The 16,439-nt window shown below is 44.0% G+C and carries 15 protein-coding genes and 1 riboswitch; of the genes, 8 read left to right on the top strand and 7 right to left on the bottom strand.

Annotation, left to right across the window (positions count from 1 at the left end):
• Nucleotides 1-60 precede the first annotated feature (60 nt).
• The 3 genes from E5A76_RS12160 to glyQ all read right to left on the bottom strand — a co-directional run bounded on the left by E5A76_RS12160 (nt 61) and on the right by glyQ (nt 4,577).
• Nucleotides 61-1,308 carry a valine--pyruvate transaminase gene (locus tag E5A76_RS12160; RefSeq protein ID WP_161119096.1) on the bottom strand — a complete coding sequence of 416 codons (1,248 nt, stop codon included), beginning with the start codon at nt 1,306-1,308 and terminating at the stop codon, nt 61-63.
• Between the two features lie 278 nt (nt 1,309-1,586).
• Nucleotides 1,587-3,656 (bottom strand): glycine--tRNA ligase subunit beta, encoded by a 2,070-nt coding sequence (glyS, locus tag E5A76_RS12165; protein ID WP_161119097.1) that lies wholly within the window; start codon nt 3,654-3,656, stop codon nt 1,587-1,589.
• 9 nt (nt 3,657-3,665) lie between these two features.
• Nucleotides 3,666-4,577 carry a glycine--tRNA ligase subunit alpha gene (glyQ, locus tag E5A76_RS12170; RefSeq protein ID WP_008988303.1) on the bottom strand — a complete coding sequence of 304 codons (912 nt, stop codon included), beginning with the start codon at nt 4,575-4,577 and terminating at the stop codon, nt 3,666-3,668.
• Between the two features lie 290 nt (nt 4,578-4,867).
• Here glyQ and E5A76_RS12175 point away from each other — a divergent pair, with 290 nt between their 5' ends.
• From E5A76_RS12175 to E5A76_RS12185, 3 genes are all read left to right on the top strand, one after another.
• Nucleotides 4,868-5,557: an OmpA family lipoprotein gene (locus E5A76_RS12175; RefSeq protein ID WP_053986517.1), complete on the top strand. Its 690-nt coding sequence runs from the start codon at nt 4,868-4,870 to the stop codon at nt 5,555-5,557.
• Nucleotides 5,558-5,658: 101 nt separating this feature from the next.
• A riboswitch (yybP-ykoY riboswitch) is annotated at nt 5,659-5,832 on the top strand.
• 19 nt (nt 5,833-5,851) lie between these two features.
• The gene (locus E5A76_RS12180) at nt 5,852-6,409 is read left to right on the top strand and encodes a TMEM165/GDT1 family protein (protein ID WP_053986516.1); all 558 of its coding nucleotides are present in this window, start codon (nt 5,852-5,854) and stop codon (nt 6,407-6,409) included.
• Between the two features lie 173 nt (nt 6,410-6,582).
• Nucleotides 6,583-6,828 carry a hypothetical protein gene (locus tag E5A76_RS12185; RefSeq protein WP_053986515.1) on the top strand — a complete coding sequence of 82 codons (246 nt, stop codon included), beginning with the start codon at nt 6,583-6,585 and terminating at the stop codon, nt 6,826-6,828.
• Between the two features lie 81 nt (nt 6,829-6,909).
• Here the strand turns inward: E5A76_RS12185 and tusA are convergent, their stop codons facing one another.
• Complete coding sequence (gene tusA / locus E5A76_RS12190; RefSeq protein ID WP_144448306.1) at nt 6,910-7,158, bottom strand: sulfurtransferase TusA; 249 nt, start codon at nt 7,156-7,158, stop codon at nt 6,910-6,912.
• Between the two features lie 141 nt (nt 7,159-7,299).
• On the opposite strand from tusA, the gene E5A76_RS12195 reads away from it, so the two are divergent.
• A complete protein-coding gene (locus E5A76_RS12195) occupies nt 7,300-7,479 on the top strand; it encodes a hypothetical protein (RefSeq protein ID WP_008988298.1) in 180 nt (59 codons plus the stop codon).
• Nucleotides 7,480-7,597: 118 nt separating this feature from the next.
• Nucleotides 7,598-8,542 (top strand): LysR family transcriptional regulator, encoded by a 945-nt coding sequence (locus E5A76_RS12200; RefSeq protein WP_107167310.1) that lies wholly within the window; start codon nt 7,598-7,600, stop codon nt 8,540-8,542.
• A 56-nt stretch (nt 8,543-8,598) separates the two neighbouring features.
• On the opposite strand, the gene acuI is transcribed toward E5A76_RS12200, so the two are convergent.
• From acuI to fadB, 3 genes are all read right to left on the bottom strand, one after another.
• A complete protein-coding gene (gene acuI, locus E5A76_RS12205; RefSeq protein ID WP_008988296.1) occupies nt 8,599-9,579 on the bottom strand; it encodes an acrylyl-CoA reductase (NADPH) in 981 nt (326 codons plus the stop codon).
• 243 nt (nt 9,580-9,822) lie between these two features.
• Nucleotides 9,823-10,989, bottom strand: a complete 1,167-nt coding sequence (fadA, locus tag E5A76_RS12210) for an acetyl-CoA C-acyltransferase FadA (protein WP_161119098.1) — start codon at nt 10,987-10,989, stop codon at nt 9,823-9,825.
• A 16-nt stretch (nt 10,990-11,005) separates the two neighbouring features.
• On the bottom strand, nt 11,006-13,174 hold the full coding sequence (fadB, locus tag E5A76_RS12215; protein ID WP_161119099.1) for a fatty acid oxidation complex subunit alpha FadB: 2,169 nt from the start codon (nt 13,172-13,174) through the stop codon (nt 11,006-11,008).
• Between the two features lie 266 nt (nt 13,175-13,440).
• Here fadB and E5A76_RS12220 point away from each other — a divergent pair, with 266 nt between their 5' ends.
• From E5A76_RS12220 to hemG, 3 genes are read left to right on the top strand one after another with little or no spacing between them, the layout of a single operon-like run.
• Nucleotides 13,441-14,061, top strand: a complete 621-nt coding sequence (locus E5A76_RS12220) for a YigZ family protein (RefSeq protein WP_053986509.1) — start codon at nt 13,441-13,443, stop codon at nt 14,059-14,061.
• A 35-nt stretch (nt 14,062-14,096) separates the two neighbouring features.
• A complete protein-coding gene (locus E5A76_RS12225) occupies nt 14,097-15,554 on the top strand; it encodes a TrkH family potassium uptake protein (RefSeq protein ID WP_107167314.1) in 1,458 nt (485 codons plus the stop codon).
• A 10-nt stretch (nt 15,555-15,564) separates the two neighbouring features.
• Nucleotides 15,565-16,101: a menaquinone-dependent protoporphyrinogen IX dehydrogenase gene (gene hemG, locus E5A76_RS12230; RefSeq protein WP_161119100.1), complete on the top strand. Its 537-nt coding sequence runs from the start codon at nt 15,565-15,567 to the stop codon at nt 16,099-16,101.
• The last annotated feature ends 338 nt before the right edge of the window (nt 16,102-16,439 follow it).

Consider the following 16,439-nt stretch of genomic DNA (forward strand, 5'->3'; position numbering starts at 1 on the left):
TAAAAACGCCGCTATCACTAGCGGCGTTTTTTTATTTATATATACGAGCTAAAAGGGCGGTTACTCTGCGTAAGCTTTAGCGACTTCTTCAGCAATAATAGTAATACCACGCTGCATTGCTTCATCATCTTGGACATAGTTCATGCGTAAGCATTCATGGCTGTGTGTCCACTCATCTTGTAATCCGATAAAGAAATATTCACCAGGCACGATCAGTACGCCACGTTGTTTTAAGCGTTGATAAAGCACCTTAGTGGTGATCGGCAAACCTTCAAACCATAGCCATAAGAAGATAGCGCCTTCAGGTTTGTGAATGTTAAATCGAGGATCGGGAATAGCTTGGCGTAGTAATTCAACGGCACGTTGTACTTTCTGGTGATAAAACGGCTTGATCACGTTTTGACTCAGTGGCAATAGTTCTTGCTGGTGGATCATTTTGGTTGCCACTGCCGGACCAATACTGCCAGGCGCTAAATTGACGATACCATTGATGTTAGACAGGGCAGTAACAATCGCTTCATTAGCAATCACGATGCCACAGCGGACACCGGGTAACCCAAGCTTGGATAAGCTCATGCACAGAATGGTGTTGTCATCCCAAAATGGTGTTACCTCTTCAAAAATAATATCAGGGAAGGGTAAGCCGTAAGCATTGTCGATAATTAACGGGATCTGGTGTTCTTTAGCCAGCGCTGCTAAATGCTCGATTTCTTTATCTGTCAGTACATTGCCTGTCGGGTTGGTTGGGCGAGAGGCACAAATGGCTGCGATGCTGTCATCGATAACGAGTTTGCTAAAATCGACATGGTATTTAAAAAAGCCATCTTCCAACATACTGATCGTAGGTTGGTACGAGATGAACATATCAGGGCTTAAACCGGCATCGGCATAACCAATGTACTCTGGCGATAATGGCAGTAATATTTTCTTCTTTTTGCCATTTTTAAATTCACCCGCCAGTAAGTTAAATAAGCTAAAGAACGCACTTTGGCTGCCATTGGTTAAGACAATATTTTTAGCACTAATTTCCCAACCGTATTGTTGCTGTAACAGTGCTGCAAGCGCATCTAGAAAGCGATCCTTACCTTGTGGACCGTCATAGTTAGTCATCGACGCAGTAAGCTCACCTGTGGTTGCCATGTCTTTTAATAGCTCAGTAAAGTAGTGATTCATGGCTGGGATTTGCGCTGGATTTCCGCCTCCGAGCATGATGGCATCGGGATTGGTGAGTCCATCATTGAGATCTTGCATTAATAGGGTGATCCCAGAATCGCCTGCAAACTTATTACCAAAGCGCGAAAAGTCCATTACGTTTACAACCTCAGTGTCGATATTTAGTTTTGATGTAAGAGCTATCAAGATGATGGCTTATTGAGCGTAACATAACGTATTGTCAGGTTAAGAGAAAGTTGAAATCACACTCATTGGTGTTAATCGGTGTGGTGCGTTTATTGGCGTGTAAAGCGGTTACATATGGCTTTAATGGAAGTAAAAAAATGTTCCACATGAAACACACGTAAGAGATTGCAGAAGATAGGCGAAAAAAAACCACGCCGGAGCGTGGTTTTAGATAACGTCAGTTAACCTTATTTTTGAAGTAGAGAGATATCTGCTACTTTCAAGAATTGGTTACGTAGTAGGTTAAGCAGTGCTAGACGGTTAACTTTTAGTTTCTCGTCATCAGCCATTACCATTACGTTATCGAAGAAAGCATCAACAGGCTCACGTAGTGATGCAAGCTCTGTTAGTGCAGTTTGGTAGTCACCAGCAGCAAATACTGGCTCAAGCGCAGCAACAACAGCGGTTACTTTCTCTGCTAGCTCTTTTTCAGCCGCTTCTACAAGTAGGCTGTTATCAACCGTAGTCGGTAGCTCACCGTCGAATTTCGCAAGGATGTTACCAACACGCTTGTTCGCTGCTGCTAGTGATTCTGCTGCATCAAGCTCACGGAAGTGGCTTACTGCTTTCACACGCTTATCAAAGTCAGCCGGTTGTGTTGGGTGCATCGCAAGTACGGCTTGGATAACATCAATGCTAAAGCCAGCATCTTGGTACCATGCACGGAAACGACCTAACATGAATTCGATAACGTCAGAATCTACGTTGTTGTTAGTTAGCTTATCACCGAATAGTGAGTGCGCTTTAGCAACAAGATCAACAAGGTCTAGATCGTAGCCGTTTTCAACGATAATACGTAGTACACCTAGTGATGCACGACGTAGGGCAAATGGGTCACTGCCTTTTGGCGCTTGACCGATACCGAAGATACCTACAATTGTATCTAGCTTATCAGCCATCGCGACTGCTGATGATACTGGTGTGCTTGGTAGTTGGTCACCTGCGAAACGAGGCATGTATTGCTCGTTTAGCGCTAGTGCTACATCTTCTTGCTCGCCATCGTGACGTGCGTAGTGCATACCCATAACACCTTGCGTATCTGTAAATTCAAATACCATCGATGTCATTAGGTCACATTTCGCCAGTAGACCTGCACGCTTCGCGTTATCAACGTCTGCACCGATCTTGTCAGCAATGTAGCCAGCAAGCTCTGTAATGCGATCTGTTTTATCTTTAATCGTACCTAGTTGCTGTTGGAAAATCGCAGTCTCTAGTTGAGGAAGGCGATCAATCAACTTGCTCTTAAGGTCAGTGTTAAAGAAGAACTCAGCATCTGCTAGACGAGGACGAACCACTTTCTCGTTACCTGAGATGATTTGGCTTGGATCGTTAGAGATGATGTTTGATACGAAGATGAACTTAGGTACAAGCTTGCCTTCAGCATCGTAAACAGGGAAGTACTTCTGATCGCCTTTCATGGTGTAAACCAAAGCTTCAGAAGGCACTTTTAGGAACTTCTCTTCAAATGATGCTGTTAGTACAACAGGCCATTCAACAAGAGAGGTCACTTCTTCAACTAAATCGTCTTCTAGATCGGCTGTACCGCCAACAGCTTGTGCTGCTTTCTGCGCGTCAGCAACGATGATTGCTTTACGTGCTTCATAGTCAGCCATCACTTTACCGCGCTCTTCTAGAATTGCAGGGTATTGATCAGCATTGTCGATAGTAAATTCAGCTTCACCCATGAAACGGTGACCGCGGATAGTACGTGCAGAAGAAACACCTAAGATAGTGCCTTCAACTAGCTCGTCACCCAATAGCATGGTCAGTGTTTTCACTGGACGGATAAATTGCGTTTCTTTGTCACCCCAACGCATTGGACGTGGGATAGGAAGCTTAGCAAGAGCTGCTGCTGCTAGTTCAGGAAGTAGTGTTTGTGCCGGTTGGCCTTTCACTTCTTGTTTGAACAGTAGCCATTCGCCTTTGTCTGTTACCATGCGCTCAGCCTGGTCAACAGTAATACCGTTACCACGAGCCCAGCCTTGTGCTGCTTTGGTTGGGTTACCGTCGGCATCAAATGCTGAAGCGATAGCAGGACCACGCTTCTCAACTACTTTATCAGGTTGGTTTTCAGCAAGACCTGTTACTTTAAGTGCTAAACGGCGAGGAGCTGCATACCACTTGATACCATCATGAGGTAGATCTGCCGCTTTTAGCTCTGCTTCAAAGTTAGCAGCAAAAGCTTCAGCTAGGGTACGTAGTGCTTTTGGTGGTAGCTCTTCAGTACCTAGCTCGATTAAGAAATTCTTCTGTGTCATGGCGATCCCTTACTTGTCTTTTTTACACATTGGGAAGCCAAGTGCTTCACGAGATGCGTAGTAAGCTTCAGCAACTTGTTTAGTTAAGTTGCGGATACGCAGAATGTAACGTTGACGTTCAGTTACTGAGATCGCTTTACGTGCATCTAATAGGTTAAATGCGTGTGCTGCTTTCAAAATACGCTCGTAAGCTGGCAATGGTAGAGGCTGCTCTAGCTCTAGTAGTTGCGTTGCTTCTTTTTCACATTGGTCGAAGAATGTGAATAGGAAATCGACGTCGGCGTGTTCGAAGTTGTAAGTTGATTGCTCAACTTCGTTTTGGTGGAAGATATCACCGTAAGTCACTTTACCTAGAGGACCATCTGTCCACACTAGATCGTACACAGAATCAACGTTCTGGATGTACATAGCAAGACGCTCGATACCGTAAGTGATTTCACCTGTTACAGGTTTACACTCAAGGCCACCAACCTGCTGGAAGTAAGTAAACTGTGTTACTTCCATGCCGTTTAGCCAAACTTCCCAGCCAAGACCCCAAGCACCCAAGGTTGGGTTTTCCCAGTTGTCTTCAACGAAACGGATGTCGTGCACTTTAGTGTCGATACCTAGTACTTCTAATGAGCCTAAGTACAGTTCTTGAATGTTGTCAGGTGATGGCTTTAGCATCACTTGGAACTGGTAGTAGTGCTGTAGACGGTTAGGGTTTTCACCGTAACGACCGTCAGTTGGGCGGCGAGATGGTTGTACATACGCTGCTGCAATTGGTTCTGGACCTAGAGCACGTAAACATGTCATTGGGTGAGAAGTACCTGCGCCCACTTCCATGTCTAGTGGTTGCACAATAGTACAACCTTGTTGGCCCCAGTAATCCTGCAGCGCGAGGATCATGCCCTGAAAGGTTTTAATATCGTATTTCTGCATTGTCAGCTTCGCGAGATTAGTGGATTAAAAAGAGTAATAATCCAGTATACCTCGCCAGCCCTGAGGCGAGTAGGGGCAGTGCGTGTTTTTTACACATCTTTAAGGGGATTTACCAAAATTCTTCCACGTTCATGCAGTTTTGTTTTGAATTAAGGGAATTTTTACATTCTCTTGATGCCTCATATAGCGTTGTTGATTACAATATGCGACAAATATTTCTGGCTGTTATTGCCAGTATAATAAATTTCTAATTTATCGATTCTATATCGAGCATACGGATACTCAAAAAGATGGCTCAAAATAAAGCAATGGCATCTAAAAAGTGGGTGCGTGCGGCAGTGATTTCTGTTGTCGCTTCTGTAACTATGGCTGGCTGTTCAACAGTGAACCCATACACTGGTGAATCACAAACAGCGAAAGGCACTGGCGGTTCAATCATTGGTGCACTTGCTGGTGCGGCAATTGGTGTGGCTTCTTCTAGTAAGCACGACCGTGGTAAAGGTGCACTTATCGGTGCCGCAGCGGGTGCTGCACTAGGTGGCGGTATCGGTTACTACATGGATGTGCAAGAAGCGAAACTACGTCAGCAGCTAGCATCTTCTGGTATCAGTGTTACTCGTGACGGTAATAACATCATTCTAAACATGCCAAACGAAATCACTTTTGGTTTCGATCAGGCTAACCTAAATGATCGTGCAATGAATGCGCTACACAACGTAGCGTTAGTTGCTAAAGAGTACGAAAAAACACAATTAAACGTACTAGGCTTTACAGATAGCAAAGGTGCAGAATCTTACAACCTTCGTTTATCTCAAGTACGTGCGGACGCAGTAGCTAACTACCTAATCCGTCAAGGTGTAAATGCTAACCGTGTGGTATCTCAAGGTCGTGGCGAAGCAAATCCAATCGCTTCAAACAGCACTGAGAATGGCCGTGCACAAAACCGTCGTGTAGAGATCATCTTATCTCCACTTGGTTAATATTACGGTTAACGTAAATAAACGGCGAGCTTAGGCTCGCCGTTTTTGTATTTATAAAAGGCTAATTAAAGGTTAAATTTTATCCTTTTCTTTGTTAGACTTATCTTTCCTTTGGGGAGTAGCCTCTCGCACCTTACGAGATAATTATCAACATAATCGAAGCAAAATCTTCGTGGTAATTATGATTTATCCAACGCGATAAATTTGGCAAGACCAACGGCAAACAACACAAACCGGGGGGGGAGTGTATGTTTTGCTATTGGTATCAATAATTCCCGCCCCAGAGAGTATGTTGTGAGTGTTTTAGCTATTTCTATTACGTCTGTCGCTCTAGCCGAAATAGGGGACAAGACCCAATTATTATCCCTACTGCTTGCCAGTCGATATCGCAAACCCATTCCTATTATTAGTGCCATTTTTCTTGCGACCATTGTTAATCATGCCTTAGCTGCGTGGCTTGGTGTTGCCATTGCTGATTACTTAACCCCTGAAGTATTAAAGTGGGTATTGGTGGTGAGTTTTGTGCTAATGGCAGGCTGGATATTGATCCCTGATAAACTCGATGATGATGAAAAGCTATCGAATCGTGGACCATTTATCGCTAGCTTTATCGCATTCTTTATTGCTGAAATTGGTGATAAAACCCAAATCGCGACCACCATGCTAGGGGCGAAATACCACGATGCATTAATGTGGGTGGTACTTGGCACTACTATTGGTATGTTATTGGCGAATGTGCCTGTTGTATTAATTGGTAAATTATCCGCTGAAAAAATGCCGCTGGGTTTGATCCGAAAAGTAACAGCTGCGCTATTTTTATTCCTTGCGGTGGCTGCCGGTTTTGGTATGTAAATACATATAAGCGATTAAGTGTTTCACATGAAACTATCGCTTAGCCATAACGGCTGATGTTGCAGTGATTCATAATGAATTGTGATAGCGACATAAGAACCTTATCGTTAGAAGTGCTAGAGTGAAAGCAAATAAACGTAGTGCGTTTCTTTGTTTAAATTGCAGGAGGGAGTATGGCTCGGTTTCTCGCGATTTCACCTAAAAGCCAATGTTGGTTATTTCACTTTGCATTGGTGCTGAATGTGTTAGGTATGGCTTTGACCGATATGTGGCTGCCAATGGTCGTGGGCGCAATAGTGACGTTATACCTTGCTATTGATTCCTTGGTACGACTTCGTTACGTCATACCGATGAAAAAAGAAATACGTGATTTACACCATGAGCTTGAAGCTATACGTCAGAAGATGAATGATGTGTAGTGTGCTTTTCATTGCAATAAAAGTCATCGATATTAAAAAGGCAGCCAGATGGCTGCCTTTTGCTTTATTCAGTATTAGTGTTTAGTTCGTGCCTTTTTGGATCAAAAAGCGATAAGGGACGCTTTCTGTATCTGCTGCAAGCAGCGTGTGATCCATGAAACGGCAGAAGCTAGGAATATCACGCGTGGTTGACGGATCGTCAGCCAATACCAATAGGGTTTCGCCTTCGGCCATTTTCCTTACCGTTTTACGAACCATCATTACTGGCTCAGGGCAGCGTAGTCCTTGCGCTTCTAGGCTATGAGTTGGATTATCAAAAATAGCAGTCATAACATACACATCTTATTAGTAAGCGTCAGATCATACTTATGGACAAGAATTAATCAATAACACTTGGCAAATCAAGATATACTGTGTAACGTAATTAACATGTTGTTAACGTTTCTTTCTGAAGGATTAGGGGGAAGTAGTATGCTGACATCAACGGATAGACTGACAATTTATGCAGTACTGTGCTTTATTTCATTCTGTGCAATTATGCTAACCACCCCAGAGCAAATGGGTATTTTTGCTATTGGTGGGTTGTTTTCTGCAGCACTTGGGCTTTGGTTTGAACTGACCAATGACACTGAATTTGAAGAAGAAAATTAATTCATTCATAACCAACACACCCATCACTTGGGTTTTCCCGCAATTTAAGCGGGATTTTTTTTATCTATCCCGCCATAATATTTCTCTATTTGATTAATTCTGAATCCTTGAGAGCCTAATGGAATTAGAAGAAGTATATCGCCGTGATCTAAACCTATTAGTTGCCTTAAAGGTGTTATTAGATGAAGGCAGTGTGAGTCGTGCTGCGGTTCGCTTAAATCTAAGTCAGTCGGCAATGAGTCGGGTACTGGGGCGTTTGCGTGATTTATTACGTGATCCTTTGTTTACTCGCCAAGGGCAAGCATTGATCCCAACCCAACGTGCGTTGGAAATAAATGAGCAGTTAAACGATCCGTTAGAATCGTTACGTATTTTGCTAACGCCGAATGACTTTCAGCCAAGCTTGTGTGATCAGCATTTTAAGATCGCCACAACAGACTATGCGATGCAAACCATCTTGCCATTTGCATTGCCTCGTGTTTATCAAGAAGCACCGAATATTTCATTAGAGTTCGCGCCATTGCAGCACGATCACTTATTAGAGCAGTTAACCAGTGATGGTTGTGATATGGCGATTTGCCGACCTGTTGGGCCGGTTGAACCGCTTTGCCATGAGCAGTTAGGTTTAGTGAGTGTATTTTGTTTGCTGGCAGAAGATCATCCACTGGCTGATCAGCCGCTAACGTTGGATGATTACTTAACCTATCCCCATGCGATGATTGCGATCAGTGATGGGGTGAAATCACTGATAGATGATGCGCTACGAGGTTATCCTGAACGTAAGATGGTGCTGCGAGCATACCATTTGGAAGCGGCATTGGCGGTGATCAAACAAATGCCATTGATTATTACCGTTCCTGCGGATTTAGCGTATTTAGTGGCAGAGCGTTATAACTTGGTGGTGAAGCCGTTACCGTTCGAGTTTAAGCCATTTGATTATTCATTAATTTGGCATTCACGGTGTGAGCATTCCGCTTCGCAGATCTGGCTGCGTAACATCATCAAAGAAGAATGTAGCCGGTTAATTGAATCGCGTATTCACGATATGGGATTAATTAAATAGCAGGCAATAAAAAGGTCAGCATGATGCTGACCTTATTTATATCAATCGGTGAGTGATTATAGCTTGATCACAACACGGCCTGTGATTTGACCATTAGTGATAGCCTCTGCGCACTCTGCTACTTCTTCTAGTGCTACTTCACGACATGCTTGTTCAAAGTAGCTTGCTGGTAGTAGCTCAGATAGACGTTGCCATGCTTGTTGGCGTTTTTCGAACGGACACATTACTGAGTCAACACCTTGTAGGCGAACGTTACGAAGAATAAATGGCATTACTGTGGTTGGTAAATCGAAACCGCCAGCCAGACCACAAATAGCCACTGCGCCATTGTAGTTAATTTGGCTTAGTACTTTTGCTAGTACCTTGCTACCTACGGTATCGATAGCACCTGCCCATAGTTGTTTGTCTAGTGGGCGAGCTGGCTCTTCAAATACGCTACGCTCAATGATGGTTGTTGCGCCTAGCTTTTTAAGTAGTTCACCGTTTACTTCTGCACGGCCTGTTACTGCTGCTACTTTATAGCCAAGTTGAGACAGTAAGGTAACGGCTACTGAGCCAACACCGCCGCTCGCACCTGTTACAAGGATTTCACCGTCTTCTGGTTTTACATCGGCATCAACAATAGCTTGAACACATAGCATTGCGGTTAAACCAGCAGTACCGATCATCATCGCTTGCTTGCCATCGAACTTTTGCGGTAGTGGTACTAGCCAATCAGCGTTAAGGCGTGCTTTTTCAGCCATGCCACCCCAGTGACCTTCACCCACGCCCCAGCCAGTTAGGACAACTTTGTCACCTGCTTTGTAGCGATCATCTGATGATTCAGCCACAGTACCTGTTAAGTCGATACCTGGAACCATTGGGAACTGACGAACAATACGACCTTTACCAGTAATAGCTAAACCATCTTTGTAGTTTAGTGAAGAATAATCAACATCAATTAACACATCACCTTCAGGGAGATCTGATGTCTCAAGTTGGCGAATACCTGCAAGTGTTTTTTTATCTTCTTGTTCTAGTACTAATGCTTTAAACATAGCGATGCTCCGGTAAATTCATGCTCGACAGTGAATATAGGCTAAGTGTATATCGGTTAAGGGGGATGAATAAAATGAAACTTAATCATGGTATCTATGCACGCTAAACATAGATTTGCTGTATTTCTTTTATTTTTTAGTGAGATAGCTTAGTTGAGAGTCATAAAAGAAGAAAAGATAAAGTGGAAATGAAAAAGCTTACCGTGATGGGTAAGCTTTTTATCTATGAAGCTTTCGATTGGATCAATCAACACGTTCAAATACGGTGGCAATGCCTTGGCCAAGGCCGATACACATGGTAGCAAGGCCAAGTTCAACATCATGATTTTCCATTAAGTTGATCAAGGTTGTTGAGATACGAGAGCCCGAACAACCTAATGGGTGACCTAAGGCAATCGCACCGCCGTTAAGATTGACCTTTTCATCCATCTTATCAAGTAGTCCTAAATCTTTAGCACAAGGCAGAGATTGGGCTGCAAAGGCTTCGTTAAGCTCAACCATACCAATATCATCCATAGTGACACCGGCACGTGTTAATGCTTTTTGAGTAGCAGGAACTGGTCCATAACCCATAATTGAGGGATCACAACCAGCCACCGCCATGGATTTAACACGTGCACGAATACGCAGCCCTAAATCTCGGGCGTGTTGTTCACTCATAATCAGCATGGCTGAAGCGCCATCGGAAAGGGCGGAGGATGAACCTGCGGTTACTGTGCCATTAACTGGATCAAACACCGGGCGCAATTGGCTAAGTGCTTCAACCGTGGTTTCAGGACGGATCACTTCATCGGTTTCAAAGCGTCTTAAAATACCATCTTTATCATGCCCTTCAGTGGCAAAGATTTCGTTATTAAATCGCCCTTCAAGGGTGGCAGCATGAGCACGTTGGTGGGAGCGTGCAGCAAAGACATCTTGCATTTCTCGGCTGATCCCATGCATACGTCCGAGCATTTCTGCGGTTAAGCCCATCATGCCTGCCGCTTTAGCGACAGATTTAGACAGACCTGGATGGAAATCCACGCCATGGTTCATTGGTACATGACCCATGTGTTCAACACCCCCAATGATGCAGGTTTGTGCATCGCCAACCATGATCGCACGGGATGCATCATGCAGTGCTTGCATTGATGAGCCACATAAACGGTTGACGGTCGTCGCACCGACCGAATGTGGAATACCTGCCAGTAGTGCGGCATTGCGGGCGACGTTAAAACCTTGCTCTAAGGTTTGTTGCACACAGCCCCAGTAGATATCTTCAATACTATTTGGATCCAGTTGCGGGTTGCGTTCAAGCAAGCCTTTCATTAAATGGGCTGAGAGATCTTCTGCTCGAACATTACGATAAGCACCACCTTTCGAACGCCCCATAGGGGTACGGATGCAATCAACAATTACGACGTTATTCATAGTTATCTCCTCATCCTTAAGCGTTCAGGTTGGCGGTGTGGTTATAGTAGGTTTCGCCTTGGGCGGCTTTTTCTCTTAATCCTTGTGGTACTTCATAGAGCGCACCAAGGTGAGCATAGTGATCGGCAAGCTCAACGTAGTTTGCCAGTCCTAAGCTATCAAGGTAGCGGAATACACCACCACGGAAAGGAGGGAAGCCCAAGCCATATACCAATGCCATATCAGCTTCTGCTGGCGTGGCAATAATGTTTTCTTCTAAACAGCGCACGACTTCGTTAATCATTGGGATCATCATACGCGCAATGATGGCGTCACTATCAAATTCGGTTTGTGGCTTACTGACTGGCGCTAATAGAGCATGCGCATCCTCAGAAAGGGATTTTTTGGGTTTGCCTTTTCTATCGAGTGAGTAGCTGAAAAAGCCGATCCCGCTTTTCTGACCAAAACGCTGCGCTTCAAACATTACATCAATGGCATCTTTGCCGTTTTTACCCATACGATCGGGGAAACCTTCAGCCATCACAGTTTGTGCATGGTGAGCGGTATCAATACCCACCACATCAAGGAGATAAGCAGGACCCATTGGCCAGCCAAATTGCTTTTCCATTACTTTATCGACTTGAACGAAATCAGCACCGTCTTGGAGTAATAAGCTAAAACCAGCGAAATAAGGGAACAGTACGCGGTTAACAAAGAATCCTGGGCAATCATTGACGACGATAGGGGATTTCCCCATTTTCGCTGCATAAGCGACAATACGATCGATAGTTTGTTGTGATGTTTTTTCACCACGAATGATTTCTACCAATGGCATGCGATGTACAGGGTTGAAAAAGTGCATCCCACAGAAGTTTTCCGGACGTTTTAGTGATTGCGCCAGTAGGTTAATGGGGATGGTGGAGGTGTTAGAGGCAATCACGGTATCGTCGCTAACCTGTGATTCGACATCTGCTAATACGGCAGCTTTGACTTTCGGGTTTTCAACCACGGCTTCGACGATGACATCGACACTGTCAGCGCCAGCATAATGTAGGCTTGGGGTAATAGAGGAAAGTACCGATGCCATGGTTAACCCATCAATACGGCCTCGTTCGAGTTTTTTATTCAGTAGTTTTGCCGCTTCCGTCATTCCTAATGTCAGTGATGCTTCGGCAATGTCTTTCATAAGTACAGGCGTGCCTTTTAAGGCAGATTGATAGGCGATACCACCGCCCATAATACCTGCACCTAATACCATGGCATGATCGGTGGGTTTGGCTACTTTCGTCGCCTTTTTCGCTTGGCTCTTAATGTATTGATCGTTGAGGAAGATGCTCACTAACGCTTCAGCGACATCGGTTTTGGCAAGTTTTACGAAGTGCTGGTTTTCGATGGCAAGAGCTTCATCGCGTGAGCAACGGGCAGCTTGCTCGATGGCTGTCACAGCAGCCATTGGTGCTGGGTAATGTTTGCCAGCGACTTTCGCTACCATGCCTTTTGCGGTGGTAAAGCTCATGGTGGCTTCGATTTTATTTAAACCTAATGGTGCTTGTTTTTGCTGGCGACGTTGTTGCCAATCAAGTTTGCCGTCAATGGCACTTTTGATCATCGCAAGAGCTGCACATTTTAAATTATCGGGTTCAACAACGGCATCAACGATCCCTAGCTTTAATGCATCTTGGGCTTTTTTATCTTTGCCTGCGGTAATGATCTCCATGGCAGAATCTGCGCCAATCAAACGTGGTAGCCTTACTGTGCCACCAAAGCCGGGCATGATACCTAATTTCGTTTCAGGCAGCCCAATACGAGCTTGGGTATCAGCAACTCGAAAGTCAGTAGCGAGTACACACTCACAGCCACCACCTAATGCATAGCCATTAATCGCAGAGAGCGTTGGCACGGGCAGATCTTCTAGCTTATTAAAGATATCGTTGGCATGAGAGAGCCATTGAGAGAGCTCGGCTTCGGGTTTAGCAAATAAACCGAGGAACTCAGTAATATCAGCACCGACGATAAAGGCATCTTTGGCTGAGGTAATGATGAGTCCTTTTAAATCGGGTTGTTGGTATAAAGTGTTCAGCGCTTGGTTAAAACTTTCCAATGTCGAAATATTGAATTTGTTCACTGGGCCTTGGGCATTCAGGCTGAGCTCTGCGATACCATCTTCCAGATAGCTTACAGATAGGGTTTCACCTTGGTAAATCATGTTCTATCTCCATATCTTCCAGTCTGCGCTGGATCAGGGTGTGATTTAACTGGTTTGACCTGTTGTAGGTATGGTTTAAGTGTGAACTCTGTTAGAAACAAATTCAAACATTAATTTAAACATTTGTTTAACATTTGTGGTGAGTGACTCAACTTCAATACAGGTTGGAATTTTGTGTGAGTTGAAAATAGTGGCTTTGATGTCATCGATACGAGATAGAAAGGAATGTGGTATCCTGCCCCCCCTTTTTCACTAAGGCGTTAATAATGTCGAATTCAGAACCTTATCTTGTTCCTACCGCAGATGTGGTATTTGAAGAAGAGATCAAGAAAAGTCGCTTTATTACTTATTTAGCGCATACCCCTAATATAGAAGCGGCAAAACAGTTTGTTCAGCAGATCAAAGAACGTCATCATGATGCCCGCCATAATTGTTGGGCATTTGTCGCAGGGCGTCCAACAGATTCCATGAAGTGGGGCTTTAGTGATGACGGTGAGCCATCGGGGACGGCAGGTAAGCCTATTCTTGCTCAGCTAACAGGCTCTGGTGTAGGTGAAATCACTGCTGTTGTAACACGTTACTATGGTGGGATCCGTTTAGGGACAGGTGGCTTAGTAAAAGCTTATGGTGGTGGTGTACAACAAGCACTGACACGATTAGAAACAAAACAGAAAGTGATCACGTCAGAACTTGAGCTCAGTTGTGAATATAATCAGGTGTCTTTGGTTGAGTCGCTATTAAGTGAATACAACGGCACACAATTACATGCTGATTATGGTAATCAAGTCACTATGCAGATCGAGCTAGATAGTCGTATAGTGGATGAGTTTTGTGCCAAATTAACCAATCGTAGTGGCGGGCGCATTATTGCAGCCTCAGCGTCGTAGTTATTTCTCTATATAAGGTGAGAGCCGTTTAGGCCATGCAATTTCGTTCAATTATTCGAATCGTCGGGCTGTTGCTCGCACTCTTTAGTGTCACCATGCTTATTCCCGCATTGGTGGCATTAATTTATCGTGATGGTGCGGGTTTCCCGTTTGTTGTTACGTTCTTTATTCTTATTGCTGGTGGTGCTTCACTTTGGTTACCAAATAGGCGACATCGTCATGAACTAAAAGCCCGAGACGGCTTTCTGATTGTCGTGTTGTTCTGGGTAGTTATCGGTAGTGCTGGTGCAATCCCTTTCTTGTTATCGAAAACCCCTGATTTGTCTGTTGCCGACTCCTTTTTTGAATCCTTTTCCGCACTGACAACCACAGGGGCCACCGTTATCGTTGGTCTTGATCATCTGCCAAAAGCGATTTTGTTTTACCGCCAGCTACTACAGTGGTTTGGTGGTATGGGTATCATCGTATTAGCAGTGGCTATTTTGCCAGTGCTTGGGATCGGTGGTATGCAGCTTTACCGTGCTGAAATTCCAGGTCCGGTCAAAGACAGTAAGATGACTCCCCGTATTGCGGAAACAGCCAAAACCTTGTGGTACATCTATCTAGCATTAACCGTAAGCTGCGCCTTTGCGTTTTGGCTCGCTGGGATGTCAGGCTTTGATGCGATTTCCCATAGTTTCTCAACCATCGCGATTGGTGGCTTCTCAACCCATGATGCCAGTATGGGGTATTTCAACAGCCCAACTATTAACATGATCACCGTGGTGTTCTTGTTAATCTCTGCCTGTAACTTCTCGTTGCACTTTGCCGCCTTTGGTAATGGTGGCGTGCATTTGAAAACCTATTGGCGTGATCCAGAGTTTAGAGCTTTTCTTGGGGTACAGTTTATTTTGTTTGCCATCTGTTTTGGTCTACTTATTAAACACAGCCCGTACGACTCTTACTTTACGGCGTTTGATCAAGCACTGTTCCAAACGGTATCGATTTCTACCACCGCAGGTTTTACGACCACAGGTTTTTCCGACTGGCCATTGTTTTTACCTGTACTACTTTTATTCTCCTCTTTTATAGGTGGATGTGCAGGTTCAACCGGTGGTGGTATGAAAGTGATCCGAATTTTATTACTTTCACTGCAAGGGGTACGTGAACTAAAACGTCTTGTACACCCAAGAGCGGTATACACCATTAAGTTAGGTAATAAAGCACTCCCACAACGTGTTGTTGATGCGGTATGGGGATTCTTCTCTGCTTATGCGCTTGTGTTTGTAATTTGTATGCTGGCATTGATTGCAACAGGGCTTGATGAACTGACCGCATTCTCTGCCGTTGCTGCGACATTGAATAACTTAGGCCCAGGCTTAGGAGAAGTCGCTGTCCATTTTGGCGAAATCAACGATTCTGCAAAGTGGATATTAATCATCTCCATGTTATTTGGACGATTAGAAGTCTTTACACTATTAGTTTTGTTTACGCCGACGTTCTGGCGTAACTAAAGAGGTACTTATGGAAAAGGTCTTATTTCTGTTTTCCAGTTGCGAAGGGCAAACCAAGAAAATTTTAAACTATATCGAGCAAGCGCTAGGTGAACAGTACAGCTGTGAGTATATGAATATCCATGATGAGCCTAACGTGGATTTTAGCGCTTATGATCGTGTACTGGTTGGGGCTTCTATTCGTTATGGTCACTTTAATAAAAAGCTCTACGCTTTTATCAATAAATACCAAGCACAATTATCACAAGATAATGTTGCTTTCTTTTGTGTGAACCTGACAGCGCGCAAAGAAGGTAAAGATACCCCAGAGGGAAGTGCATACATTAAGAAGTTCTTAATTAAGTCACCATGGCAACCTGCACTGATTGGTGTTTTTGCAGGAGCACTGAGATACCCACGTTATAACTTCTTTGATCGCACCATGATTAAGCTCATTATGAAAATTACTGGTGGTGAAACAGATACAACCAAAGAAGTTGAATACACCGATTGGCAAAAAGTGAGCGAATTTACTCAAGTGTTTAAGCAACAAGGATGCAGAAAATAGATGGTTGATTGCTTTTTGATCTAAAAGTGTCTTTTTTTCAAGAAAAGTGAATTATTACTTGCTAAGCCTTGTTTTGTCCCTATAATGCCGCCTCATCGACACGGCAACGGCTTCCAATAAGGATTTCGGTTTGTGACGATAGGATGAAAGATTTAAGAAAATAAGTTGAAAAAGTGTTTGACACCAAAACTTATTTCGTTAGAATGGCCATCCACTTCAACGAAAGCTTGAAACGGTTTAAAAGTTTTAGTTTCGCTGAAGATTGTTCTTTAACAATTTGACCATGCAATCTGTGTGGGCACTCGTTGAATGATTAGTCAAAAAGATTTATCAATGAT

This window comes from Photobacterium lucens, from assembly GCF_009873615.1.
GTDB classification, from domain to species: Bacteria; Pseudomonadota; Gammaproteobacteria; order Enterobacterales; family Vibrionaceae; genus Photobacterium; species Photobacterium lucens.